23 protein-coding genes, 2 pseudogenes and 1 CRISPR repeat array are annotated in these 24,895 nt (G+C 38.5%); of the genes and pseudogenes, 5 read left to right on the top strand and 20 right to left on the bottom strand.

The window, feature by feature from the left end; all coding sequences use genetic code 11:
• Positions 1 to 136: 136 nt before the first annotated feature.
• Entirely contained in the window at positions 137 to 2,278 is a 2,142-nt protein-coding gene (cas3, locus tag V7K36_RS22075; protein WP_335119277.1) for a type I-D CRISPR-associated helicase Cas3', read from the bottom strand.
• Positions 2,279 to 2,329: 51 nt separating this feature from the next.
• On the opposite strand from cas3, the gene V7K36_RS22070 reads away from it, so the two are divergent.
• Positions 2,330 to 3,277 carry a WYL domain-containing protein gene (locus V7K36_RS22070; RefSeq protein WP_335119275.1) on the top strand — a complete coding sequence of 316 codons (948 nt, stop codon included), beginning with the start codon at positions 2,330 to 2,332 and terminating at the stop codon, positions 3,275 to 3,277.
• Here the strand turns inward: V7K36_RS22070 and V7K36_RS22065 are convergent.
• The 17 genes and pseudogenes from V7K36_RS22065 to V7K36_RS21985 all read right to left on the bottom strand — a co-directional run.
• Positions 3,234 to 3,374: pseudogene (locus V7K36_RS22065) on the bottom strand (hypothetical protein); the annotation flags it as partial. The gene V7K36_RS22070 and the pseudogene V7K36_RS22065 overlap by 44 nt on opposite strands.
• A 349-nt stretch (positions 3,375 to 3,723) precedes the next feature.
• Positions 3,724 to 4,104, bottom strand: coding sequence for a hypothetical protein (locus tag V7K36_RS22060; RefSeq protein ID WP_335119273.1), 381 nt, complete (start codon positions 4,102 to 4,104; stop codon positions 3,724 to 3,726).
• A 48-nt stretch (positions 4,105 to 4,152) separates the two neighbouring features.
• Positions 4,153 to 4,605 (bottom strand): hypothetical protein, encoded by a 453-nt coding sequence (locus V7K36_RS22055; RefSeq protein ID WP_335119270.1) that lies wholly within the window; start codon positions 4,603 to 4,605, stop codon positions 4,153 to 4,155.
• Positions 4,606 to 4,637: 32 nt separating this feature from the next.
• Positions 4,638 to 4,862, bottom strand: a complete 225-nt coding sequence (locus V7K36_RS22050; protein ID WP_335119268.1) for a hypothetical protein — start codon at positions 4,860 to 4,862, stop codon at positions 4,638 to 4,640.
• 404 nt (positions 4,863 to 5,266) lie between these two features.
• Positions 5,267 to 5,899 carry a hypothetical protein gene (locus V7K36_RS22045; RefSeq protein ID WP_335119265.1) on the bottom strand — a complete coding sequence of 211 codons (633 nt, stop codon included), beginning with the start codon at positions 5,897 to 5,899 and terminating at the stop codon, positions 5,267 to 5,269.
• Positions 5,899 to 6,972, bottom strand: coding sequence for an RAMP superfamily CRISPR-associated protein (locus V7K36_RS22040; RefSeq protein ID WP_335119263.1), 1,074 nt, complete (start codon positions 6,970 to 6,972; stop codon positions 5,899 to 5,901). Before V7K36_RS22040 ends, V7K36_RS22045 begins: the two co-directional genes overlap by 1 nt.
• A gap of 1 nt (position 6,973) precedes the next feature.
• Complete coding sequence (locus V7K36_RS22035; RefSeq protein ID WP_335119262.1) at positions 6,974 to 7,444, bottom strand: hypothetical protein; 471 nt, start codon at positions 7,442 to 7,444, stop codon at positions 6,974 to 6,976.
• 4 nt (positions 7,445 to 7,448) lie between these two features.
• Positions 7,449 to 8,378: an RAMP superfamily CRISPR-associated protein gene (locus tag V7K36_RS22030; RefSeq protein ID WP_335119260.1), complete on the bottom strand. Its 930-nt coding sequence runs from the start codon at positions 8,376 to 8,378 to the stop codon at positions 7,449 to 7,451.
• Positions 8,379 to 8,404: 26 nt separating this feature from the next.
• Entirely contained in the window at positions 8,405 to 9,025 is a 621-nt protein-coding gene (locus V7K36_RS22025; protein WP_335119258.1) for a hypothetical protein, read from the bottom strand.
• Between the two features lie 10 nt (positions 9,026 to 9,035).
• Entirely contained in the window at positions 9,036 to 9,911 is an 876-nt protein-coding gene (gene csx7, locus V7K36_RS22020; protein ID WP_335119256.1) for a type III CRISPR-associated RAMP protein Csx7, read from the bottom strand.
• 21 nt (positions 9,912 to 9,932) lie between these two features.
• Positions 9,933 to 11,081: a putative CRISPR-associated protein gene (locus V7K36_RS22015; RefSeq protein WP_335119253.1), complete on the bottom strand. Its 1,149-nt coding sequence runs from the start codon at positions 11,079 to 11,081 to the stop codon at positions 9,933 to 9,935.
• A gap of 32 nt (positions 11,082 to 11,113) precedes the next feature.
• Positions 11,114 to 11,620: a hypothetical protein gene (locus tag V7K36_RS22010; RefSeq protein ID WP_335119251.1), complete on the bottom strand. Its 507-nt coding sequence runs from the start codon at positions 11,618 to 11,620 to the stop codon at positions 11,114 to 11,116.
• A gap of 2 nt (positions 11,621 to 11,622) precedes the next feature.
• Positions 11,623 to 12,849, bottom strand: a complete 1,227-nt coding sequence (csx10, locus tag V7K36_RS22005; protein WP_335119249.1) for a type III-D CRISPR-associated RAMP protein Csx10 — start codon at positions 12,847 to 12,849, stop codon at positions 11,623 to 11,625.
• Positions 12,836 to 13,570: an RAMP superfamily CRISPR-associated protein gene (locus tag V7K36_RS22000; RefSeq protein ID WP_335119247.1), complete on the bottom strand. Its 735-nt coding sequence runs from the start codon at positions 13,568 to 13,570 to the stop codon at positions 12,836 to 12,838. The genes csx10 and V7K36_RS22000 overlap by 14 nt, the downstream gene beginning before the upstream one ends.
• On the bottom strand, positions 13,567 to 15,900 hold the full coding sequence (cas10, locus tag V7K36_RS21995; RefSeq protein ID WP_335119245.1) for a type III-B CRISPR-associated protein Cas10/Cmr2: 2,334 nt from the start codon (positions 15,898 to 15,900) through the stop codon (positions 13,567 to 13,569). The genes V7K36_RS22000 and cas10 overlap by 4 nt, the downstream gene beginning before the upstream one ends.
• A 22-nt stretch (positions 15,901 to 15,922) precedes the next feature.
• Complete coding sequence (locus tag V7K36_RS21990; protein WP_335119243.1) at positions 15,923 to 16,834, bottom strand: CRISPR-associated protein Csx3; 912 nt, start codon at positions 16,832 to 16,834, stop codon at positions 15,923 to 15,925.
• Between the two features lie 43 nt (positions 16,835 to 16,877).
• Positions 16,878 to 17,183 carry a CRISPR-associated protein Csx3 gene (locus V7K36_RS21985; RefSeq protein WP_335119241.1) on the bottom strand — a complete coding sequence of 102 codons (306 nt, stop codon included), beginning with the start codon at positions 17,181 to 17,183 and terminating at the stop codon, positions 16,878 to 16,880.
• A gap of 245 nt (positions 17,184 to 17,428) precedes the next feature.
• Here V7K36_RS21985 and V7K36_RS21980 point away from each other — a divergent pair, with 245 nt between their 5' ends.
• Entirely contained in the window at positions 17,429 to 18,802 is a 1,374-nt protein-coding gene (locus V7K36_RS21980) for a TIGR03985 family CRISPR-associated protein (protein WP_335119239.1), read from the top strand.
• Between the two features lie 44 nt (positions 18,803 to 18,846).
• A CRISPR array of direct repeats spans positions 18,847 to 19,247; the repeat unit is 37 nt; unit sequence GTTTCAGTCCCCGTGAGGGGATTTGGTAAGTAGAAAC.
• A gap of 598 nt (positions 19,248 to 19,845) precedes the next feature.
• On the opposite strand, the pseudogene V7K36_RS21975 reads toward V7K36_RS21980, so the two are convergent.
• Positions 19,846 to 20,889: pseudogene (locus V7K36_RS21975) on the bottom strand (glycosyltransferase family 4 protein).
• A gap of 121 nt (positions 20,890 to 21,010) precedes the next feature.
• The gene (locus tag V7K36_RS21970) at positions 21,011 to 21,754 is read right to left on the bottom strand and encodes a class I SAM-dependent methyltransferase (protein ID WP_335119237.1); all 744 of its coding nucleotides are present in this window, start codon (positions 21,752 to 21,754) and stop codon (positions 21,011 to 21,013) included.
• Between the two features lie 168 nt (positions 21,755 to 21,922).
• On the opposite strand from V7K36_RS21970, the gene V7K36_RS21965 reads away from it, so the two are divergent.
• The 3 genes from V7K36_RS21965 to V7K36_RS21955 are packed head-to-tail and all read left to right on the top strand — an operon-like array spanning position 21,923 to position 24,859.
• Complete coding sequence (locus tag V7K36_RS21965) at positions 21,923 to 23,251, top strand: ABC transporter substrate-binding protein (protein ID WP_335119235.1); 1,329 nt, start codon at positions 21,923 to 21,925, stop codon at positions 23,249 to 23,251.
• Positions 23,248 to 24,153, top strand: a complete 906-nt coding sequence (locus tag V7K36_RS21960; protein WP_335119233.1) for a S66 peptidase family protein — start codon at positions 23,248 to 23,250, stop codon at positions 24,151 to 24,153. Before V7K36_RS21965 ends, V7K36_RS21960 begins: the two co-directional genes overlap by 4 nt.
• A 43-nt stretch (positions 24,154 to 24,196) precedes the next feature.
• Positions 24,197 to 24,859 carry a glycosyltransferase family 2 protein gene (locus tag V7K36_RS21955; protein ID WP_335119231.1) on the top strand — a complete coding sequence of 221 codons (663 nt, stop codon included), beginning with the start codon at positions 24,197 to 24,199 and terminating at the stop codon, positions 24,857 to 24,859.
• The last annotated feature ends 36 nt before the right edge of the window (positions 24,860 to 24,895 follow it).

The following is a 24,895-nucleotide window of genomic DNA, read 5'->3' as shown; positions in this document are numbered from 1 at the left end:
AGACAATACAATACAGTTCAGTTAAGTATTTCTTCCTTCTCTTCCTTCTCTTCCTTTGCGTCCTTTGCGTCCTTTGCGGTTCGTTAAAAAAATTGACTTTGACAAAGAGTTTTAGCCTTAACTGAACCGTATTGATTTAAAAGATGTAAGGTTTAGTGCGATCGCACCGGGGAATTCGCCATTTCAGGGCTTCCAAAAGTAAAGCATCTTGGTTAAAAGCGCAAGCATGGTATTGTTCATCTGCATCTTGGAGGCGATATAGCCCAAAAGTTGGGCTGAGATGGAGGGCGCGGCTAATATCCCAATGGCTGTTGGGTTGACTACGATTTACCTGCACTAAGAAAGTGAGTAGTTTTTGTTTACCCAGACAGCGACTTACTTCAGCTTGTGGGTGTCCAATAATGCTAAGTTTATCGATGAGAGATAGGGTACATTGTTTGAGTTCATCAGTACCGCGATCGCATACTAAGCTAATAGGAAATCGTTCATCTGACCATTGCCGAATTCTCAGGTAAACTTGAATATATTTCTCTGGAAATTCTGTAGCTGAATGATTCGCTTGTTTTGCAGCTTCTAAAAATCCTTCCCGGTTAATAACTTCGACTTCGGCATAGGGCAACAATCTCAGCAAATCATAAGTATAGAAACGCCCTTCATCCCAGACGGCTGCTTGCAAATCCGAACCACCCCGAAACCGTAAAAGCTCCTCTTGGATTGCTTCACCTGTCTTAGTTTTGTCTTGTCCGAGAGCATACCAATGTCCGCGTTTTTTATCTAGTTGCTCTCCGTAGACATGGCGTAAATCCTCAGCCATCCTATCTTGCAACTGCTGCATGACGGCATTTTTCTTGGGACTGATGCTAAATAACATCCCTTGAGCTTGGAGAGCGCCCCAATAGCTGCGGTATTGCTCAAATTCTTTCGGAGGATCAAAAGGTTCTGCAATTATCTCTGTTAAATCTAACTCTTCCTTTTGAGATTTAATGCGGCTGATAGTTTGTCCATCTTCTAACTTTTCTTTCAGCCTCGCCATAATCCAAGGAGTCCGGCTGGGTAGCAAAACAAATGCTTTGTAACTCAAAAAGCCAGGATGACGACCCAAGCGACCTAGACGTTGCATGAAGGTAGCAGAATCGCTAGTTTCAAAAATCAGTAGATGAATTTTGAAATCTACACCGACATCAACAGCACTTGTACCAATTATCAAAACAGGTTGAAGAGAATTCTGCAAATCTTGCTGTGCTAATGCTCTTCCTTGAGGGTCAATCCGACCGCTAATTTCTCGAACAATCACATCAGGAAGTAATGCTTGCAGTTGACGCACCGCTCGACTAACAAGAGCTACAGAGTTGAGAATAATTAATCCTCGTCCTTCTGGTTGCAAAATAGCGCGAATGGTTTCTACTTGCTGAATTAACCAAGTTAGGGAATCAGTATCTTGATCTAATTGGACAAACTCCAAGTTTACAGCTTGGGATATTTGCCGAAATCCTGGGGTAGACTGACTAACATAATTTCCTCCGACCTCTGCAACTTTAAATCCAGAAGTTTTGAGCATCTTAATAAACTCTGGTTTAGGAGTAGCGGTAGTAAATAAAAACCGCATCGGACGTTTGCGGGGGCGATTATGGCGAATTAATAGCATAGCGTTGAGAATTGCGGCTTCTTGATGCACCCCAAAAATGTGAAACTCATCAGCAACGTATAAATCGGGGTTTCTAGCCAGGGTGAGGGGTAATTCCACCCCCCGATTGTAGGCGGGGTTGTAGTAGCGAAAGTGAGCCACTAAATGAAAGATATCTGGGTTTGTCAGAATAACGTGTTTTTGCTTAAATGATAGTAGCAGTTCTTTAAATTTGTTACCTTTATTTGATTCCTCAATTCGACGGGCTAATTCGGCTCCATAGAAAGTGTCTACCGATGTAATCCCCTCTGGCTGAAACTTTTCATAGTAGCCAATAACTTGCTTTTCTTGGTCAGTCACCAGTTCAATCGTTGGATATAGCCCAATCATCCGAAACCCAGGATTGAGCAACGCCGCCAAATAAGCTGCCAAGGATTTTCCATCACCAGTAGCAGAGGTATTAAATATGACTTCTGCCGTTCCACTGATAATCTCTGCATAAGTCTGCGCTTGGTGAGAAGAGAGGGGACAGTGAGAATCGGGTACAAAGTTGGGAGCTTGCTGTTTTACCTTGCAGATTTGCGTACATCCCAGAGGACAAGCACCGATTCCAGGATTGAGTTGGGAATAGAGCGGCAGTATAGAAAGTCTCACAGTACCCTAGTGATGTAACTTTGCATCAATGTAACACTCGATAAAATGGAGATGTCATCAAAAAATGATGTTAACTCTAACCAGTTTCGGTTTGCCCTCGAAATTTTGAAACTAATAGCTGAAAAACCTCGAAAAAAAGCCGAGTTAGAAAACTTGTTGAGCGAGCGCGGTTTTTACTGTGGCGATTTATCTCAGAAGATTACTCGCGTCATTAGTAAACTTAGAGACTGCGGTTTCGAGATTCAGGGTGTTCCAAATCGTCCTTATCAACTAGTAGAGTCCATATTTCCCGTAATCCTTTCCGCAGAACAGCGACAAGCCTTAGCAATGGCAGCAGACTTACTTGCAGACTTGGGATTTTCTGCCCCAGCCAGCCAAATCTACCGAATTGGCAATTTTAGTAAAAAACCTCAATCTCACAGTCTGACGGTAGACTTTCATCCCCCTGCTGATTATAGTGAAGATGCGCTATCTGACATTGTTCGCCAGTTGCAACAACGCTTTCAAGAGAAACGCCGCTTTGTCATTTGGTATCACAACAACAAAGGGAAAGAGACAATCTGGGATTTAGACAAATCAGAACTGAGATTACACAATGGCACACTCTATTTGTTCGCTTTGGCTCCAGACTTTCGTAGCTATCATATTCAAACTAGGCCAAATATTGAGCAGAACTGTACTTTTAGAGTTGATCGGATCACCAGAATTGGTGCAGCTTCCCAAACCCCTTGGACTTATAGCAAATTCCCAACCCTGGATATTATCTATCGACTTACGGGCGCTTTAGCAACTTACCAACCCCGTAGACCTCATGAAACAATCATTTCGCCACAAGGAACTATAGACTACGTTGATATTTTGACCCAAGATGACTGTATATTTTGGTTCCACCAAAGAATGCTGCAATATGGTTCTAGTGCTAGAGTTTTAGATCCGCCTTGGGTTGCTAAACAACTTAGAGATGTTCTAAAAAAAGCTCACGACAATTACTGTGGTTAATAGAAGTAGAGGGTGCGATCGCTGTTTCTGTTTTTCCTGATCCTGTAGGTGCGCGGAGAAGGATATTTTGGCGGTTAAGGATTTTGACAATGGTTTGGCGTTGAAATTGGCGTGAGGTATGGAGAGAAACTGCTTATTGGCTTTCATGTGTTGAATATTTTTGCAATTGGGAAAGCGATCGCGCCAGTACGAGGAAGTGAGGGCGATGTAATGTGGATATAAATCAGCAACCTCTTGAAAAAGTAGCTAACTGAGAGTTTGGTAAGTTTTAGTCCCCTTGCGGGGAAGAGAGATGGGAGATTAATTAATATAATCATCCAGCATCTCACGGATTAATATTTTCGCCGTTGCATGGAATCAACCTGGTAAATGGACTTGATTCCTATTCAGCAGATGACGAGTGTTTGTTTCCGTTCCCTTGCGGGAAATTTTACATACCAACTATTTTAACTTATTTGTAAGATATCTTTTATCTGCTGTAATTTATCAAAAGATGCATTAACTTCCGATTGGTGCTTTTTAAAATAATCTATTGCACTCTGATATTTTATGCTTTCTAAGTATCTAGCTTTTTGACTCGCGCTTTCCAAATCGTTATAAAGTTTTTCCAAGCTCCTGTTATTTAGTTTCTTGGCAAGCTGACGAACATAGCCCCGACGAGAGTCATGAGGAGATTTTTCTGGAAATTGACTTGGTATATCATCACCTTTTTGAGAAGCATAATAATCTACCCAGTGCAATGCTGCATAAAAGCACATAGTTACTGCCCAATCGGGATAAGCACTTTCAGTAAAGTGTGCTGCATCTTCATTGCTTTGAGCTTGCACAAGGTAGCGTTCACAGTTCATGATTTATTGACGCGGAACTAGAGGTAATTAAAGCACAATGAAGTTAGGAGAATTACTTGACCACGTTTTTAGTCTAACTACCTCCGTATGTTCTTCCTCATCAGACTTGGCTATTACCTCATCTTTAAGTAAATAAAATCTATCTACTATCTGAGGACGAAAATACCATTCTTCACCAGAGTCATCTATTAATTTCCATTCATAGTCAATTACCAAATCTTTAATTTTATCCCAGGTTACATCGGATAAACCGGTATTTGCTTCCTCCAACTCTATCTGAAAATCAATCCAATGAATATCAGGAAAACTTGTAGCGATCGCTCTAACTTTTTTAACTTCTACTAATTTATCTAATTCTTGTACCAATTTTTGTATTTCACGAACTGCATCATAACTTGTTAATTTATCGGATTTAACTAAGCGTAAATCAGATGATCCCCGATTACTCCAAGTTGTTTTATTAGTCTTGAAGTTTGACACTGAATGTGTATGTGTTGAGTTCCTAATTGAAATCATGCTTCTCCTTTTAAAAATTCATCTAGTCTGTCTCTCAAAAATGCTGCGTGCTGTCGAGTAAATGCAAAATTTATTGGATGTGCAGATGATGATGCTCCTTGCTCATCTTCCACGAATGGGCTTTCTGAGAGTATTCCTACTAGCAGTATCCGATTTTCCTCATCAATTGCGACACGCATACCAGTAACAAATAACACTTTATTGACTTCCTGTTTACTCATAATTTATTTTTAACCTCTACTTTACATTAAAAAGGAGAGAGCAAAAATGCTGTAGCTGCTACTATATTTGCTCCCTCTCATATTTTATAGCTCTACTGGTAGTAGAACTAAACCATGATCAAGCAGGTTTGTTCCCAGGCTACTTTGTTGATGAAAGTCGATTTGAAGCCTGCGAAATAGGAGAAGAAGTAAAAAACTGAGATTTTACCTGAAACTCAGTAACAGTTTTATACTGTTTTTGAAAAGATTCACAATGCGTCCATGCAGAATACGAGTCAAGTCCTGTTTTGAAGTTTGACCTTGATTCAGTCATAATCTGACCTCTCAAAACTACACCTTGATTATAAGGAATTTTCCAGCCAATATCATCAAATTTCGCAATACTTTTATACGTTAACTACAAGCTAAATACACTTAACGCTCTTAATACTTCCATCTTCTTTGAGAGCGACAATTTTCACCTGCGTTACCTGTCCCTCTTGTAAAACAGCTACTTTTTTCGGTTCTTTCTCGGTCATTTTTATCACTCCCAGGATCTCATAGGTAACTTTATTACCTTTAACGGCAAGTACAGTAGCATCTAAAACTTGGTTAATTTCAAACTTTTGTGACTGAAAAACTTCCGCAATTTCTGCTTGACGTTCAGAAATTTGTTCAACCTGTGGACTTTGAGAAATGGATATTTCTTCAATCGGACTAACTTTGTAATACCGCATTAAACGCATCGCCCAGCCTAAAATTTTTAACATCGCCTGAGCGTTTGCTTGTTGGCTTTGCAGATATTGATTACAGGCACGTTCTATACTGCGGTAGTAGCCTGTAGTTCGGCCACTGTGTCCAATTTGCCAACCATTAGTAACTAAGGTTTTAAGATAGCTAAAAAATCGCCGTCCTGCGTCCGGTTGCTCTACAATGCTACGCAGATATGCAATAACTTTTCCTACTTCGTTAACATCTGTGTCTTCTTTAACCAAAGTTATCGCTAAATTGTGAGCAAGTTGAGATTCCGCTTCTGTTAAAGATTCTGTAGTCAACATTAATACATTCCTTCTGGTGGTTCGCGGTCGGTTGGGTAGCGTAGAACTTCAGCGAGTTGTTGGAGTTGGAAAAGTTGAATGAGTCGGGAATGTGCTGTTTTAATTTGGGTAGCGATAAATTTTTGTAGTACCTCTTCTGTGAGAAGATGATTGTTATCGGGAGTGTAAGTGGAGTAGTGCGATCGCAAATCCTCAAAGTTTTGCAATATCCTAGCTTGGGTGACTTCTACAGTCATTGTTCCCATCCCGATAGGTTTACCACCACCAACTTTTAAAGCTATGGGGTAGTTAGAATCTTGTCCCAGCACAACAAAAAGTGTCCCCAATTCTTCAGGTTTGATGTTTTTAAATTGCAATTGAGTAGTAAAAGTGTATTCTCTTGCTGCTTGTTGAATTGCAATTCCTTGATTTTGACCTTTCTCAATGGCGCGAATTGTATGATAATAAAACTTACGTCCAGCAACTTTTCCCCTTGCGTCAAAATATGCGCTTCCGGGTTCAGGGCGGGGACGATATAACGAAGGCATAAACCCCGTATTAAAACCTATATTTTCGCACTTAACATCATTCAACTCAATTAATCCTTGCCAATCTAAAGCACCGAATACTTGACTAGCGGGACATAATTGTTCTTTATTTCGACATGGTAATCTTTCGTTAGGTATTTTATCCCGAAATCTTGATGTGACTACTGCAAGGGTGCTATTCGTAATCGCTTCATAAACTGAACGAATACAACCTTTAAGGGAACTCCCTTGAATTAGAAGGTATTTATCAATCCCCTGTACCATTGTTTTAATTAAAGGTACACGAGTTCCAATATCGTTACCAGGAACAACTATACCAGTAGAAACATGAAGTGAAGTTTTAACTTTCAGGGTTAAAAATAAAGTTCCATGTAGACAATTCTGATCAAATCTATGATGTCCGGCAGGATGTTCTAAGCGGGGACGTTCCTGTGGAAAAGAAACAAATTTGTATGGTTTTTGTATATTACTTACCGCAGAATCATCAGCAGATGGAGGCTGAGAAGGTACTGGTTTTCGTGGTTTAGGTTTTGGGATATTGGTCATTTTAGTTAACCGTTAAGGCGACAAAATGAATAGTTGCAGTATCAGAGTCTTTGAAATATCTTTGCTTTATTGCTTCAGGCTTTATAAGTTGATCATTTTCACCTTTAAAAGTGAAACCTTTAGGAAATCTTGTTTCTTCTTGGTTATGCCAATAGGCATCTCTATCACAAATTTTCCAATTACCAGTTAAATTTTCAAATCCTTCTAAATTAAATTTCTGTTGACTGAGGATTAAAACTTCATAACCAAATTTATATTTTTTCCATCGAATTTCACAGATAGAATTAAATACCTGTCCTTCAATTTCTCCTCTTTCATCAGGCAAATTACTACAAATCCCACTTACAGCATGAGAGTAACGTAAAAAATAATAACTTTGAGAGTTAGAGACCTGAGTAATTGAAGCATCAAGTTCGTCAGGTGCTACCAATTGCTTATAATATACATACCCAGTTGTAAATTCTTGTGTCATACTTTTAAAACCCCTCACCCCAAACCTCAACAGCACGCATAAACAAATCTTTTACACCAGAATTAGTGTTATTGTTCCATGTAACTTTTACGCCAAATCCTAATTCCATCGACTCTGCAAAACCTTCAGAATCTCGTTTATCTGGTTTAGGAAAGCCATATTTTTTGGCTTCATCGTCTATTAAAAACTCTCCTACTCCAAGTAGATAATTTGAATCCCATTCTCCTGGATTTCCTAGTTGACGAATTTTTCCTGTTTCGAGTTGACACCCTGGATACTGGACAATTGCACTATTGTATTGAACGCGAACCGTACCTAAACCGCGTGATTTGGCAAAACCTAACCCAAACCAACCATCATTTAAATCACGCAGTACCAAACCAATTAAACCAAGTTGCGCTAAGGTGAAATTCTTCAAATGGATTTTCGTATGAAATTCTCCAGCAGTGCAAACTTGATAGTTAAATAAAGCTCCAGGTACAGTTGAACCAAATACTCGGTCAATAGCGACACCGTTACGTTCTTCTAATTTCAGTTGGGTTAAGTCAACTGGATGTGCATCTTCAATGCGAATGCGGCTTGCTATTGAAGTATTACCAAAAATTTGGTCAGTAAATGAAGATTGTTGATAAATATCGTGACTTTTTAAATTTTTAGGTAAGTAATCACCTTTTGTAGGGTCACTTGCCCAAACCTTCCTTGTATTATTATCACCACCAACAGTACGGACAATTCTTTCAGCATGGGCGCGAATTGCACCTTTTAAGCTGCTTCCAGGTAAATAAATTGACCACCCACCCCCATGAAAAGTTTTGACAAATTCCATATCAGGATTTGTAGGGTCTGCACCTTCACGTCCCGATTTAATCAGAATCGGGCCATCTGGGATGATGTTTAAATCAATAGTGCAATGGTTTACAAGTTGTTTGTGCATAGATGTATTTATTTCAATAAATCTGTTTAGGCTGCGACTAAACTATTTAGCTGTAATTCAGATTGTTGAAAGGCAAAATTCACAGCAGCGAATAATTTATCTAATTCTTGAATTGTGTAATAAGTGCTGTTTCTGGTAAATATTTCACGTTCTAGTTTTCCAAATTGCCAACGTTCACCATTAGAAACGATGCCGAAGAGAATTATTTGATGTTCTCCATTTAATCTTTGAGCAGCAATCATTTCTGCTAAACATTGCGCCCAACCTGTTTCAAAGTTATCTTGTTTCGCTTCAACTAAAATAAAGTATGGTTTATCAAATACAACTTTACCTAATGGAGAGCGTTTCGCCAGAATATATTCAGGAAACCCTGATAATTTTTCATCATAATTTAAGGATTCATGACTCCATAAAATAAAATGATGGCGGTAGGTTTTCCAAACTTCTTTAAGAACGGGATAAATGAGATTTTCACAGATAGCAAATTCTGAGTTATCAACTACAGCATCCCGCATCATCAGTTCTAGATCTTCGCGGAAGTAGTCGGGAATATTAAAAGGAATTTCGCTAATAAAAATTGCTTCTGTGTACGTAACTTGAAATGCTTTGAGAACTTCACTGATAGTTTTATAGTTACTGAAAGCCATTTTGAGATCCTCAAGATTGTGTGTGGGTTGTAGTAGTAGAATTTTTGTGTAGATTTTCTGTTAAATATGTGATGAGAGATTGAGTCCATTTTTGTTTGGATTCTTTACCATTTTCATAGCTGGGTAATTTATCACCTAAGTTGCTATTAACTAATTCTTGCAAGTAGGTTAATAACTTTTCTGGTTTTTTATTAACATCAAGCCAGTACATTTTGTCAATTTCTAGTTTAACAACTCCTAAACCGCGCGATCGCCCTCCACCCAGAGGTATTTGTTCGGTTTCAAACTGGTGTAATCCAATCATTAATAGTCCTAATTCCCATTCTTCCGCATTTTCCACCACTGCGCGAAAATCAAACTGTGTCCCCGCAGGTACTACTTGAAAATCATAAAGTTTACCATCTGCTGCGGTTTCAGTGTCTCTATCAATGGCTACACCGTCTCGTTCTTGGTATTGTCCAAACCAGGTATCAGAGACTACGGTTAAATCTCTGACTTGGAATTTGCTAGCAATCCAAGGTGAACCGAAAAGAAGAGAAACTAGATCAGTCTGGTTGATAATTTCTCTTGTCAAAACTTCGTCATTATCATAATTTTCTTTTAACTGTTTCATTTCCTGAGATGTAATTGACCATTCATCCTCAATGGCTGGATTTGCTACCAGTTTGCGATTATTTCCTACAATACCTCTGAGAAAACTTTCAAGGCGCGATCGCATTGCGCCTTTAAAGCTAGACCCTGGTATTAATGGTTGTCCTAATGCATCTTTAATCACAGGTAAATCTGTCCCAATGGGTTCTGTGGAACGTCCGGCGCTAATTCTTAATGCGGTGATGGTGGTAAGCGTCCCTGTGATTTCTAGACGGTTTTTGAATGTGTCAAACATAGGTTTAATTATTCTATTAGTTTATTTTGTCTCTTTTCCTTCAACATAATCATGTGTTCCATAATGTCGCAACTTTAGTCTTCCATTCACAACTTTGCAACTGACACGAAATTGTATTCCAACATAAAAATGATCAATACCTTCATTATCTTTTGCACCTTGGTAAGGATAATAACTAACAGTCTTTCCTAGAATTCTTGTATCTCCATTTGATTCTTCAAATTGATAAGATACTTTAGCTAAAGTTTCTTGTAGTTTTACCTTATCTTGTGTATCAGTAATTTTTTTATAATCTCTCCGAAACATATCTTCATATTCTATTTTCGGAAAATTTAGTAATTCTGGGGATGCTAAAAATTTATCTTTACACTCATTCCAAATTAGTTGTCCCCAGTTAGAAATAGTTATTCTCCCATCAATTTCTGCAACTAACGCTTCTTCAATTTTTTCAGTTTGTGAAACAGATAAACTTGCGCCAGCATTAAGTAATGCTAAACTCACCTCATGTTTTTTTATTCGTTCATAATCTATAGTAATTGGCAAGCGAGGAATAGTAATTAGGTGAGATGATGAACCTTCAAATACATATATAATTTTATCGGCATAAAACATACCAATAGTATTCATACATCCTTGAATCGCCTTAAAACCGCCTACTAAATTAAAGTAGATGTCATAACCATCTTTTTTAGCCTCTTTATATCTTTTTGAAAGCCAATCTATTAAATCATCAATCCCTTGTGTAAATTTTGTAGTATTTTCTGCGGAAAGCTGATAAGGAGTATACACTTCAATACAATTGACTTTTTTATTTAAAAAATCTTTAATTATTTTTGCGGTTATTTGACCTTGTGCTGTATCGGTAGTTATTAACCAATGATAATCTAGTTTCCCATTATCAACTTTGTCGTTATACAAGCTATATATACCATTTAGTTCTGCACTGGCTTCTTTAATTTCTAAAGTATTACCACTATCCAGCTTTTGTTCAGCCCTATTTTTTAACTCTAAAAGAATATCTGGAACTTCAGGATAAGATTTATTAATTTGCTCTTCTGTTAAATGAGCAGTTTTATCAAGCAGCTCTTTCCAATTTTTTGGATCTGCTTTTTGACGTAGTTGATTAGTAAGTAAACTTGTTCCAACAGTTGATACAACAAAACGATGCATATTTGAAATTTCCTATTAATAGTTATAGTTATTTAAGTTTTTAAATTCAATTCTCCAATCGAGGCTGTATGTTCTCTTGCTAAATAGCCTAGATATAGTTGCACAAGTTTCATGTGAATCTGTTTTGTCAATTGATGTCGGTTACTACTCTCCTCTATATACGACTCTAAATCATGACCTTTAGGAATACCTTTCTGTACATTTTTGACTATTGATTCCGCATCTTGCTTAAGATCATCCAGTTCTTTAACTAAAGCTACTGCAAATATTTCTTTATCTTTAGAAGTTGTCCAAATAGGACTTGAACCACGTCTACCAATTTGATAACGAATATAATTTTTGATAACTTCTATAGAAGAACTAGAATCAACAGAAACACCAAGTACATTTCTAAATGGGGATTTTTCATCTTTTCCTGCTATTGCAAATTTTTTGGATATTTCTACCATCTTTCGGATAATCTCATCTATCTGGTTGGTGATACCTTTTTCAACTCTTAAAGCAAGTTGTTCTTTTAAAACATTATTTAATTCAATCATTTTTAAACAGCTTCCTCCTGAAATACATTATGAAACTCATTACAAATTTGCACTTGACCAAAACCCTCAGAAGTGCGATCGCCGATTCCATAAATTTCCAAATCTTCCCAAGCTTTCAACCACAAATCCTTATTTTCTGTACTGAATAAATACACACTTCCTCTATTTGTCACTAACTCCACATCTTTCATCAATCCCCAAGCAGCATTCCAACCAGAACGATAATCATAGCTACTGTAAGCAGTATAAAGTTGCAAAGATGAATCATTCACCCCTGTAACCTGTTGTAGCATTGTTTCAGAAATTACTGTTGTGCGTCGCCAATTTTCAGTTAAAATTGCATCCGCTTGTAAATCAATGGTGAAATAAATACGATTTGAGGGTAATTCGGAAGCATTGCTAAATATATTACCCCATTCATTCCAGCGTATACGTAATTTTTGATTAAATTGGTTAATTTGATTATCTACATTTGACTTAATATCACTTTGCTTTTTAGCTGTAATCTTGACTTTTCCTAAACCTCGTGAACTTGAACCTCCCAAACGAAAATTATCTTGATGATTGTCAATAAATGTGTGTAAAGAATCTACTAAATCATCAGATACTACAATTGCACTTGTATATATTACAGGTTGCTTTTTCTGCTCTTTTGATTCATTTAAAACTTTAATGCTATAAAGTACCCTTTCTTCAGAAGTAGCGCGACGGCGATTTATACCTACTCTAGTTAATAAACGAGAGTTAGCAGAGTTTTTAGAATACTTACTAGTATTTTGACTATAAAAACCAAGAAAGCTATCTACTCTATCTCCTTCTAATTCATTACCCTTTACCGGGCTATTAAAATCATAGATTTGACCAAAATTTTCTGCACAAAATCGATCTATTAAAGTGTCAAAAACACCATGTCCTTTTGGTTTAAACCCAGGTTCGATTTTAGAACTTAAAGCAGTTGTAGGTATTACCTTCACCTCTGATTTAACTTTGTCATCTCCTGTTGGATAAGCATTTTTAAAAATAGCCGGATTTTCACTCAAAAATAATTTATGAAAATCATCACCTTCTTCAATTTGTTGATTTGCTTCCTTTAATATCTGACCAGCAACAGCACCACGAATTACTGAACCAGGAATAAAAGTTTCAGCTTCACTTATATTCCCTCCTGGTTTTTGTCGTCCTATTGCTAAAGGAGATAAAGCTTTAATTTCTAAATTAATCTTTTTCATTGCTTCCCACTCCTTTAGCTAAAAAATCCCATGCTGCTTGTTCTACAGATAACGCAGGGAATTCCCAATTTAACCACCCCAAGCCAGCAGATTTACTCCCACCTAAAGCGTTAATGTGTCGCAGTCCCGCTAAAATTAACGCACCTACGTAATCTGGGTTCTTAAATGGTGAGTTAGATAAACAAATATTCCCTTGAAACCTCAATTTTATATTCGCTGGAGATGTTTCTAGAAAATAAAGTTTACTTTCTTCCCCAGTGCGACGACGACGGCTTATTGTTACTCCTGGACGGATGATTTCTGGTAAATTTTCTGGTTGTTCTTCACAAATTAAATCATCAAATATGATGCGAGAAGTTAAAATAGGATTCCCAAATATTTGACAAATTAAACAATGATACTTTTTATCATCTTTTGATATTTTATATTCTTCCCTGTCAAAATTCCCATCCAAACCTGCCCTTTGTGGACACATACTTTGTGGGTTGGGAGAATAGCAAATGTTCCATTGTAAACCTCCAGCTATTTTTTCGCACTCATGGCGTAAACGCCCTTTTAATTGTGAAGCAGGAATGAGTAAATTTCCTTCAGCGTTGCGAACTATGGGTTTATCTGTGAGTGAACCGGAAGAACCTCCAGCACCTATACATAAAGCTGTGTCAATGATAGCGGTAATAGAATAAGTTTGAATTGAGTTCGGTAATTCTTGTAATTTAATCATGACTCAACCTCTACAGGTGAATTTTCTGATTCTTCCACAAATTCATAGATGTCAACCATATCTCGCCAAATTGTTTCATAAAGAGGATAGCCTGATTTATCATCTTCGAGTGAACCGTCATCATACATCCAAGGTGCTAAATTACCGCCATTATTTTCATTTTTAGGTGGACACCAAGCTTTTTCAAAATCATTTTCTAATTCAGATTTACCCTGCTTGAGTCTCACTCGGAAATACCGATAATTGAGAATAGCTGTGTGTTTACCTCGTTCTAATAAGCTCCTGATTTGGTAAAGTTGTGATTTAGGGAATTTGGCTTTTTTCAAGGCTGCAATTGATGTTAATAATCCCCTTAATTCATGTAGAGTATAAGGTGCGGCGTATAATCTTAAATTTTGGGGAGTTTTCTTAGTTAATGCTTGTTCACGAAATTCTTTAACACTTGATGCAATCATTGTCACAGATTTTAGTGTTAAAAAATCTACTGTTCCCCCATGATATCCCACATTTTTTAATTTTTTAGCCCGTTCTTTAGCAGACTTGAGTAATTGCTCTATTAACTCTTTGGCGTAGTAAATTGGTGTGTTGATAGCTGTAATTAAAACACCTATTGATGTACTAAGTTTACATTCGGAGCGTTCAGCCTTTGATGGTTGGTAACGATGAATTTTGTGTGGTTCAAATGGTTTATCAAACTTGTATTTATAATTACCCAAAATGCACCTTTTCTCTTGTATATGAGGTTGAATTTCTACTAAGTTAATTTTTTTGAGTAAAATGTTTTCAAATCTTTCAGCTATCATTTGAGAAATTTCTAATGCTTTATTAGCAGGTACAACAATTAAAATGTCATCACCACCAATGGTAATTATTTCAAAAGGATGAATTATATCACCATTTCCTAGTTCTGATTCTTCATCATTTAAATGTTTGAGTGTGTGAGGGTGCAAGTTGTCAGCTAATGCTTGATAAACTGCATATCGTGTTGCTAAGTCTATATCTCGACTAAACTCTTTGTGTTCCTCTGGTTTCCGAATTTTTTGGATATATCCACCCATGTTATTACCGTCAGCATAGATATAACCTAGAAAACCTTTACTAGCGTTACTAACATGGGTAAGAGTTTGGGCTATTTTTACATCTCTGGGTTCAACACCTGCATAGTATTTAGTTTTGTAAGTGGGATTCTCATCTAAAAATTCAGTAAATCTATTTACCCAGCTTTCAACTATACCTCTACGCCATTCCAAGTTAGAATTAAAATACCATTGTGGTTCTTTTAGATCACCATCTTTAGCTCTATCACCAAAAAGATATTTTCTAACTGATGATTCAGAAAAAGAAGTTTCTCTAGCTAGTTTGTCTACTTGCAGAATAGAAGAACGGTTTTCCCCTCCATCTCTGACTAAATAAGGATGGGTTTCAAACATAGGTGGATAACGACGGGTGGTTTTACGTCCAGGAATATCATTACCGCTACGTCGTTGATTAAATAAAACAGCTAATTTGGTAGTAATTTCATTAAAGCTTTTACGGGTTTTAAATACTTCTAGCCGTTCGTTTTCATCTTTGGGATATCCAAAATAAGCCTGAATTATTGGTTTTTGGTAGTTCTTGTGATACCACTCTAACCAAGGTGTATCTTCTATATTTTCTTTGAGTAAACCAAACCGAATTTCTAATAATCTAAATGTGTCCCCAACTGCACAAGAGTTAGCTGTTAAGGTTTCGTAAGTATAACGCTTTTCAATGGCATCAGCTAAATCATGAACATAAGCAGCAGGACAAAAAACAAGAATATTTCCACCTGTGGAATAAATAATTAGTTCGGGAATGAGAACTTCGGATAAATTGAAGTATTGATGAAAGTTATCATTTAGCCATGTTCTGATATCTGTACATTGAGCTTGATAAAGATTGGGTTTATATTCTGGTTGATAATCATCATTAAAAAATGCTTTTAAATCAATCTGGTTGATTCTATCTAGTAAACCAGATGCACCGCGTATTTCTTGAATCTTTGCTGAGTCAAATACATAGTTTTTAACTTTGGTCGCCCCACCATAAACTAAACCAATTTTAGTAGTTTGATTCCATAAATTAGAGTGTTGGTGTTTTAGCTCATCCAGAGTTGGCGGAAAATAATCATCTTTAATACTTTGCAATTCTTCTACCTGCTGAACAATTGCTTTAACCGCTTCTGGAACTTCCTTGGCATTATTCTTATTCAAAGCCTCGCGCATTTCTTGTAAAACAGTAATATCAAACTGCGGTTTTCGCTCATTACCCCAAGCCAGACACCAAGCGATCGCTATACTAATAGAACTCATCTTATCCATTTTTACATTTACCTCAAATTAACTCCACCAAAACCCGCGCCAATGCTTGCACCATCGGACGACTAGAAACATCCTCCCCACGCTGCAACCGATGAACATTTCCTTTAAGAATCGGTGTTTCCTCCGATATCACATCACTTACACCTTCATAATCACTGGAAATAATTGCAACCACCTGTAAACCCAGAGACTTACACAACTCTTGCCAAGGTGCAATTTCAGACTCATCTTTGACCAAAATCACCGCATGAGTCGCTTCCGCCATAATCAGCCGGTTATCGTCAGATATTATTCCACCCACATCAAATATAAATATTCGTGTATTGATAGCTCTGACTTCCTGCGCTTTTAGTTTTACAAACTCTGTTGTAAATCTAGCTTTATATTCAGCTTTTAAATTTTTCGCCAAATCCAAATCACGCCGTGCAGTTTCCCCATACCAAGAACCATCACCATCTGGACAACCAGAGATGAAATAAGACTCTGGTGCATTGGGAATCTGCAATAACGCCTGTTTTAAACCATCCCGGAAGCAAGTCTTTCCTGTATTCGCAAACCCACACAGCACAATTTTGATACTAGGCTGCTGTGACGATCGCACCACATCTAATGTATCCCCTACTTTATACTTAGGATGTCTGCTAATCGTGACTACATAGGTATCCAGCCCTCCGTCGCCAATCTTGGGGTCAAAAACAGCGATCGCATCATACAACTTAGATAATTTATCAGCTAATACCTGACCAACCAGTACTGATATGCGTCCGTTAATTTTAATCAGGGAACCACTCGCAAGTTCACCTGAAGCAATCATTACATCCAACTGCGCCGCTACATCTCGCACAATCTGGTCGCCTTTAGCAAGTGTTGCACCAAACCCAACTTTTAAAATGTCGCCTTCAAGATTGATGTTATACGTTGTCATAAAATTTCTTGCAGCTACACCTGTCTTCTTAATCAATCAAATATCAATCTATTAAGTCTCCCAGTTTATACGAGGGGTTATGTGTTATTGAAATTACATATTTACCTAACTTAGGATCGTAAAATCCTACTGCACCGTAAATATGACCAAGTTTATGTGCTAGAACAAATGCTACAGGGATAGAAATTGGCCCATTAATCTTCAGAAGTGGACCTCCCGCCAGTTCTCCTGATGTTGCCATTTCTTCCAATCGGGCTGCTGCATCACGCACAATCTGGTCATTTTGGGCAGGTTCTCCAAAATTTACACGTAAAATTCCCTCTTTTAGCTCGATTTTGTACGTACTCATTACCTTTAGCTTTATTTGATGGGTACATCATACACGCACCTGGAAGAAGTGTCTTCCAAGATGCTGTATCTTAAAGAAACGCCGTGTGCAACTTTCTCTCAAACCTAACCCCCAACCCCTTCCCTACTAGCGTTGGGGAGCAAGAATCAAAGCCTCTCAGGAGTGGGGGAGAGGAATGGAAGTAGGGTTTTAAGAATAAGTTGCACATCGCGTTAAAGAAAGTTATTTTTATCGAGATTGGGCTGGTGTCTGAACTAGTTTTTCAAGATATTCCTGATGTAGAACTATTGCAGTGCTTAGGACGCGGATATCTTAAACAAAATCTCTTACGAGCAATTCGCTTGTGGGTGTGGTTGCGATCGCTTTACGGTGACAATCAACACCGTCTAATTTTAGATGACTCTTTTTCTTACGCAGACTGGCGGAATCTATTCTTCAGTCCTACGCATCCCAAAGGAGAAGAAATTCCCCCCATACATGACTCTCATTGCCTCTGTGCCAAGAGCGTAGCCGAATGGTTATTCAGTGAAAATACAGGAATAATTGTTAGCCACTGGCAAAAATTAATTCTTGCTCACACAGGTATGGATGAATCTGAACTGAATACTCTATTGCAACGGCGCTTATTTGGCGTCACTCGTCGTTCCCTACAGGCTGACTTAGAAACTCTAGCTAAACTCGGCTGGCTTGTGTATAAATACCAAAAATATTATCGGGTGTGCGAGTTTCCACCACGTCTCATAACTACAAAAGATGAGGGAAGCGCTGCTAAAGTAGGTGCTGATGAATTGAGTTTCATGCATGAAGATTTAGTGGGGTTTGCAGAAAATCACTCCCAAAAAATCAATGGAGTACAACGCTTTTTCTTAAAACTCGATTATGTTATACCCCGTCGAACTCTAGACGCTGTTGAAGATTGGCAAGAGCAGTTAAGACAACTTTGGGCAAAAACTCCAGTTCCACCTATCAAGCTAACTTACAGTAGTGCAAGGCTTGAGGGTAACGTTGATTGCATCGTTTATCCAGTATGTATCTACTACGTACAGAGGGCAGTTTATCTGTGTGCATACGGCGAAAGTCCTCAAAAAGATACTAACTGGTATAATTTTCGCCTTGACCGGATTCAGAATTTGCTGACTCTAGAGTGGGTAAACTCTAAGTTGCCCTCTAACTTGCAACAGCAATATCAGCAGAAGTCTTTACCCACCCCAGATGATATTGCTTTGTCTATGTCTAAAGCATGGGGATTTGATTTCTACTTACCTTCCCAACTGATGTTACTGCGATTTGACCGGGAGTTCTGCGATCGCTACGTTAAAGATACTGAACGCCATGAGACTTTTGAAGAAATTAGCTACCAGCAAGTACAACATTTGATTCAACGTGAAATTAAACAACCTCAACAACAGGCTTTACTAAAAGTTCTGGACAACCGTTCACCAAAAGACGCTTACTATCAAGTATTTATCCGATATCAAGATCACAAACAAAGGGATAATAACGTAGTCATGCGTTTACGAGCATGGCAACCAAAAGTCGAAGTCCTCATCCCTTGGGATTTACGACTAAGCTTTGCTGCTGATATCGCCACTCAATTTCAGCTTTATCACAATTCATAATAACTATTAACTAATTTTTGCAATCTGGGAGGATGGCAGTTGTTGTTTCAGTCCCCGTGAGGGGATTTGGTAAGTAGAAACTAGTTATAATCGTTCTCCGTCTGTATCTACTGGCGTGTTTCAGTCCCCGTGAGGGGATTTGGTAAGTAGAAACAGCACCATCTCGTGCAGCTACCAGTCTCAAAGCTGGTTTCAGTCCCCGTGAGGGGATTTGGTAAGTAGAAACCCCTACGAGCTATGGCAACTGAGGCGCTAATATCACGTTTCAGTCCCCGTGAGGGGATTTGGTAAGTAGAAACACAGCTACTAGGCTGGGCTATGGCTTCGGGTGATATGTTTCAGTCCCCGTGAGGGGATTTGGTAAGTAGAAACCAATTGGACAGAGCATCATCTTTCAGAATTTCAATCGTTTCAGTCCCCGTGAGGGGATTTGGTAAGTAGAAACTGCTCGGTGCTGAAACTTAATCAGAGCAAGCTTCCTGGGAGGGTTTTTGGCAGATCGAAAAAAAAGGTCATTTTCAGCCGCTCTTATTGCAACTAATTTGCAACTTCCCTCATGACTGAAATGCTGGAACTATTTACTTGTCAAGGTTCTGGCGATTTTGGCAGATCCCCCAGGGTTTTAGCCCCCGCTTCGACTTGCCAAACATCAAGCTGATTCCATAATCATAAGATGTGTATCTATTATTGTCCACGAGTTTGTGAAGATTTAATCTCCAAGCCCATATTCAAGCTCAATCAAACCCAATAGCTTCTCTTCCAAAGCTGTCAAATAAGGACGATTCAGCTTCCCCAGCATCTCCAAAAACTTCTGCATTGACTCCTCCAACGCGCCCGAATATACTCGACTGATGCGTAGGCGTAGCCCGCCGCAGGCATCGCTAATCTCCGCCTCCGCGGACTAAGAGAAAATCAAGCTTTTATAACCCAGGTCGGTGGGTAAAGCCTTGTTTAGACGCGGTTTCTAACCGCCGATTTAACGTTAAGCTGACACGCATGAGCATTGCTGTGCCCTACTATATGTTACATCCAAACGAGAGTTGCTATATTCTCAGAATTTTTTGAAACCACTCTTCGGTGCGATCGCCCATAGCTTCTAAAGAGTATAAAGTTTCTGCTTGCTGGCGACAAGCTTGGCGATCAATTTCATCCAAATGCTTAATTGCTTCCACTAAACCTTGGACACTATCAGGTTCCACCAAAAAACCAGTTTTGCCTTCTTGAACAATTTCTGTTAAACCACCCCGACGATAACTAATCAAAGGCACACCGCAAGCAAGTGCCTCTAATGCCACATTAGGATAAGCCTCTATCCATCTAGGAGTAATTAATAATGCTTTACACTGGCCTAATTCCTGTTGAAGTTCGTGTGTTGGTAAAAATCCTCTGTATTCTATCGGAGCATCAGGGTATTCCTGACAAATTTGCTCCCAGTAGGGTACATCCTGTTTTAACCCGAATATCTTCATCGGCATACCCGCAATTTTCGCTGCTGCTACAGCATCTTCTAGCCCTTTTTCTGGTGCTATGCGACCTACCCAAGCCAGGTAAGAACCAGGTTGACTGCAAAACTGATAAACAGACAAATCCAAACCATTTACTAAACATTTACATTTATCTGCAAATGTAAAAGTAGCTGCCTGGGTTTGACCATGAACGCCAATAGTACCTGGAAAATTATTTGCTACCTATTCAATCATGTGATCCATAACATCTGTTAAAGAACCCATACTGATAAGATGGGCGATCGGACGGTTAAAAAATGGTGTTAAATACAGTGGTAGCCAATCATAAGCAAAATTCACAATCAAATCATAATCTGCTTGCACTTGGCGAGCATAATCCCACATATTCGCCAGAACAGAATTTTTCGGGATAAAAACTGGCTCAGTACGAGTCTGATTCTGGGCTGGTATCTGGAGTTCTCCGGGAATTTCTTTAATAGGTAATGAACTGCTAACAGACCCTTGGGGTGCGACAATTTCTAATTTGTTTCCTCGCCGCAGCATCTCTTTGGCAATGTTAGAGAGGGTCAACTCCACTCCGCCACCCAATCCTGAACCTAGTGAACCAATTGGAGTGGACATAAATAATAATTTATGGTGTATTTTCGTCGTTGATGTATTTTCATAAAGATCATCTTTTTACCTAAACAACGTATTTATTGGGTTTCGCTGTGGCTCCATCCAAAATACATGATAATTAAATTCAACTTTGCTTACGGTAGCAGCGAGTTGTAATCAGGTAAGGGTGAAAAACCTCTAGAAATTGACTCTGAAGTGTATGGAAAAATGTTTCTACTACTTTAGGATCATCTAAATGAAAAGGAAATTCTTGATTAAAACCTTTAAATAAATACCAATTCACTATCATTTTACCTTCAGAGTTCAAAGCTTGATAAAATTGTAATAACTGCTGGCTAGGATCTAACAGATGTTCTAAAACATCAAAGCACAAAATCGGATCAAATTTCTCTTCTGTAGGCATTTCCAGAGCAAAAATTATTTTTTTGTCCAGTCCCATTTTCTCAGATCGATACTGAACAAAATCACGATTGATCGGATTAATATCATAATAAATCATTTGCTCAACTTGTGGGCAAAGAGCAGCGCCAAGGGCATGAGTTCCGATTCCACCACCAAAATCTAACACTCGACCTTGAGCATAATCTGCAATCAACCGCAACATATCTCCAATATATTCATGACTTGACAGATGCCAAGCCCCCAATTCAAATAAGTAAAGCTCTCCTACTTGATCACGATAGAAAGCACTTGCTTCTTGCCAATTAAAATCTTTATATCCTAAGTTTTTTATTTCTTCTTGTTCTGCTGCTAACTTTGTCTCTATGGTTTCTGAATCTAAATGTAAAAAATCTTGTAGATGACGTTTGAAGTGAAATGAGTTTTCTAAAAAGCTACTTAAGAAACAAGGGGTAGTAGAATTTACCATAAAATTTGTGTGGTCAGGAAATAAACGTATTATATTATAGAATAAATCTATACCAGAGTTATGGATAAAATAAATAATTACAATTTTGTGTATTTACACATCGATGAATTTATTTTTTAATTCAATCAAGACCTTGAACAAAACTATTGTTTTACCTTAAAAAGTTGTATGAAAAGTAGCCTTTTTCAATCTCAAATTCCGAGTTTTTCGCGCCAGTTGACCAATTCTGCTTGGCGGCTTTTGCTGATGGGAATTATTCTGAGTATATTTTTCATATTCTTATATGGTTGTCAAGGGACAGTCCAGAAAAATGACGAAGTAATTCATCTGAGTCTATGGCAATCAATCAATCCCCCTAGTAATCGGGATGTGTTTAACAAGCTAGTAGATAAATTTAATCAGACTCATCCTGATGTTCAGGTGGAATCTATCTTCATCGGTCAACCTCAATTGCCAAAAATATTAACAGCAGTTGTGGGCAATGCGCCTCCAGATATTCTCTCATTCGATCCTCAATTGACAGGTCAGTTTATGGAACTAGGGGCAATTCGACCTTTAGAAGAATGGCTGGACAAATTGCCCTTGAAGTCGGAAATTAGCCCCAACTTATGGGAAGAATTAAAATTAGACGGTCATCTTTGGTCAATCCCACTTTATACGAGCAATATAGGCATTTTTTACCGACCTAAACTTTTCCAAGCTGCGGGAATTACGCAAATTCCTAAGACTTGGGAAGAGTTGAGGGAAGTTGCCAAAAAATTGACCATAGACCGGAATGGCGATAATCGACCGGAACAGTACGGAATATTACTGCCTTTAGGAAAGGAAGAATGGACTGTCTTTAGTTGGTTCCCCTTTTTATTGAGCGCTGGTGGAGAAGTAATGACAAATAATCGCCCAAATTTGATGAATCCCGGTGCGATCGCAGCCTTACAATTTTGGCAAGACTTATTAAAAGATGGTTCAGCAACCCTTTCTTCCCCAGAGCGAGGTTATGAAGAAGACGCTTTTATTGCAGGTCGCGTTGCTATGCAGATCACAGGTCCTTGGACTTATATAATGAAGTCCAATGTTGACTTTAACGCATTCCCTATACCTACAAATGTGAAGCCGGCGACGGTGACAGGCACTGGAAATATGTATTTGATGAAGACTAGACCAGCCAGAGAGCAAGCTGCACTCAAATTTTTAGAGTATGTCTTGAGTAAAGAATTTCAAACAGAATGGAGTATGGGGACGGGTTTTTTACCAGTTAACCTCAAAGCTGCCCAAAGTCAGGCTTACCAGGAATTTATTCAGCAAAAACCTATCTTGAAAGTCTTTATTGATCAAATGTCTGTATCAGGTTCTCGACCAATCATTCCTGGCTATAGTCGTTTGTCTGACAGTTTAGGTCGAGCCATCGAAGCTACCATGTTAGGCGCTTCTCCAGAAACAGCACTCAAACAAGCCCAAGCAAACCTCGATTCAATTTGGGATTCCCTACCATCTAGATGAAATCTAAAATTCTACCAGCACCCCTCAAACCTGGTGACTTGCTACGAGTTATTGCGCCCAGTGGTGCTTTACGAGAATTGGAGCCGTTTGCGCGGAGTGTGGAAATTTGGCGATCGCACGGCTACCAAGTAGAAATCAGCCCAAAGATAGATGATAAATGGGGATATTTAGCAGGCACAGATGAAGACCGCCGTAACCAGCTAGCAGCAGCATGGCAAAATCCAGATTGTCGCGGTATCCTCTGCGCCAGAGGTGGTTTTGGTAGCACCCGCATCTTAGAAAATTGGCATTGGGAACAAAACTCAGAACTTCCCAAGTGGTTGATTGGCTTTTCTGACATCACCGCCCTTTTGTGGAGCCTTTATAACGTAGGGATTTCCAGCCTTCATGGCCCAGTGATGACAACTCTCGCCGATGAGCCAGATTGGTCAATCGAGCGATTGTTCAATTGGGTGGAAGGGCGAGATATCCAACCTCTCAAAGGTTATGCTTGGGGTGGCGGGATTGCTACTGGCATTTTGCTACCAGGAAATCTGACAGTCGCAACTCATCTTTTAAATACACCAATGCAACCAAATTTTGATGGTGTGATTTTGGCACTTGAGGATGTCACAGAACCACCCTACCGCATCGACAGAATGCTGACACAGTGGCGTTTAAGTGGTTCTTTATCAAAACTTCGGGGGATTGCTTTGGGGGGTTTTACTCGCTGTCAAGCCCCACCAAATGTGCCTAGTTTTAGTGTGGAAGAAGTTCTGCGCGATCGCTTAGGCGATTTAAATATTCCGATTGTCTCTAATCTACCTTTTGGTCATGATAATCCCAATGCAGCATTACCAGTGGGTATAGAAGCAACTTTAGATGGGGATGCGGGGATATTAGCGATCGCGCATCCGCATTAAGTTAAAAAGTATAATTTTTTACGTAAAATAATTACAGTTAATTATGTCCAGTGTAATTTTTGACTTAATTCCAGAAATATCAATTATTATATGTACTTATAACAGAGATAAATACCTAGATCATGGAATTAATAGTGTTATAAATCAAACTTTCAAAGATTGGGAACTGATCATTGTTGATGATGGTAGCCAAGACAATACTTTTGAAGTTGTCAATAATTATGTGGAAAAATTCAATAATATCAGGTACTTGAAACATCAAAATAAAAAACAGTGTTACGCTAAAAATGCCGGAATTCAGGCATCATTTGGCAGATATATCACATTTCTCGACAGCGATGATGCTTATCAACAAAATCATCTGGAGTCACGCATTGAATATATTAAACTCCATCCAGAAGTTGATTTGATTCAAGGGGGGTTTGCCACTGAAGAAGAAATTTGGGTAGCTGATTATTATCAACCTGATAAAAAAATTAATCTTCGAGAATGCGTTTTGGGCCCAACTTTTTTTGGGAAGAGACACGTATTTTTTAAGTTGCGGGGATTTAATCACATACCCTATGGAGAGGATACAGACCTGTGGGAACGGGCAGAAAAAATCTTCAGGACTCAACAAATAACAGAACCACAAACCTATCTTTATACCAGAGCTGAAACTAGTGTCAGCAAAGCTTTTTCTGAAAATGTTTCTTCGCCTAGCTAACTCTTTGGTATGAACATTAATATTCGCCCATCCCAA

The sequence above is a fragment of the Nostoc sp. genome, from assembly GCF_036919555.1.
Lineage (GTDB): Bacteria > Cyanobacteriota > Cyanobacteriia > Cyanobacteriales > Nostocaceae > Nostoc.
The sequence above is the reverse complement of the archived record's forward strand: the minus strand, read 5'-3'. Positions and strand labels throughout refer to the sequence as shown.

Bases quoted from the DNA above. Each gene is read 5' to 3' on its own strand.
- V7K36_RS22070 (WP_335119275.1), top strand. From the start codon at position 2,330: ATGTCATCAAAAAATGATGTTAACTCTAACCAGTTTCGGTTTGCCCTC.
- V7K36_RS22050 (WP_335119268.1), bottom strand. From the start codon at position 4,862: ATGAGTAAACAGGAAGTCAATAAAGTGTTATTTGTTACTGGTATGCGT.
- V7K36_RS22045 (WP_335119265.1), bottom strand. From the start codon at position 5,899: ATGTTGACTACAGAATCTTTAACAGAAGCGGAATCTCAACTTGCTCAC.
- V7K36_RS22040 (WP_335119263.1), bottom strand. From the start codon at position 6,972: ATGACCAATATCCCAAAACCTAAACCACGAAAACCAGTACCTTCTCAG.
- V7K36_RS22035 (WP_335119262.1), bottom strand. From the start codon at position 7,444: ATGACACAAGAATTTACAACTGGGTATGTATATTATAAGCAATTGGTA.
- V7K36_RS22030 (WP_335119260.1), bottom strand. From the start codon at position 8,378: ATGCACAAACAACTTGTAAACCATTGCACTATTGATTTAAACATCATC.
- V7K36_RS22025 (WP_335119258.1), bottom strand. From the start codon at position 9,025: ATGGCTTTCAGTAACTATAAAACTATCAGTGAAGTTCTCAAAGCATTT.
- csx7 (WP_335119256.1), bottom strand. From the start codon at position 9,911: ATGTTTGACACATTCAAAAACCGTCTAGAAATCACAGGGACGCTTACC.
- V7K36_RS22015 (WP_335119253.1), bottom strand. From the start codon at position 11,081: ATGCATCGTTTTGTTGTATCAACTGTTGGAACAAGTTTACTTACTAAT.
- V7K36_RS22010 (WP_335119251.1), bottom strand. From the start codon at position 11,620: ATGATTGAATTAAATAATGTTTTAAAAGAACAACTTGCTTTAAGAGTT.
- csx10 (WP_335119249.1), bottom strand. From the start codon at position 12,849: ATGAAAAAGATTAATTTAGAAATTAAAGCTTTATCTCCTTTAGCAATA.
- V7K36_RS22000 (WP_335119247.1), bottom strand. From the start codon at position 13,570: ATGATTAAATTACAAGAATTACCGAACTCAATTCAAACTTATTCTATT.
- cas10 (WP_335119245.1), bottom strand. From the start codon at position 15,900: ATGAGTTCTATTAGTATAGCGATCGCTTGGTGTCTGGCTTGGGGTAAT.
- V7K36_RS21990 (WP_335119243.1), bottom strand. From the start codon at position 16,834: ATGACAACGTATAACATCAATCTTGAAGGCGACATTTTAAAAGTTGGG.
- V7K36_RS21985 (WP_335119241.1), bottom strand. From the start codon at position 17,183: ATGAGTACGTACAAAATCGAGCTAAAAGAGGGAATTTTACGTGTAAAT.
- V7K36_RS21970 (WP_335119237.1), bottom strand. From the start codon at position 21,754: ATGGTAAATTCTACTACCCCTTGTTTCTTAAGTAGCTTTTTAGAAAAC.
- V7K36_RS21965 (WP_335119235.1), top strand. From the start codon at position 21,923: ATGAAAAGTAGCCTTTTTCAATCTCAAATTCCGAGTTTTTCGCGCCAG.
- V7K36_RS21960 (WP_335119233.1), top strand. From the start codon at position 23,248: ATGAAATCTAAAATTCTACCAGCACCCCTCAAACCTGGTGACTTGCTA.
- V7K36_RS21955 (WP_335119231.1), top strand. From the start codon at position 24,197: ATGTCCAGTGTAATTTTTGACTTAATTCCAGAAATATCAATTATTATA.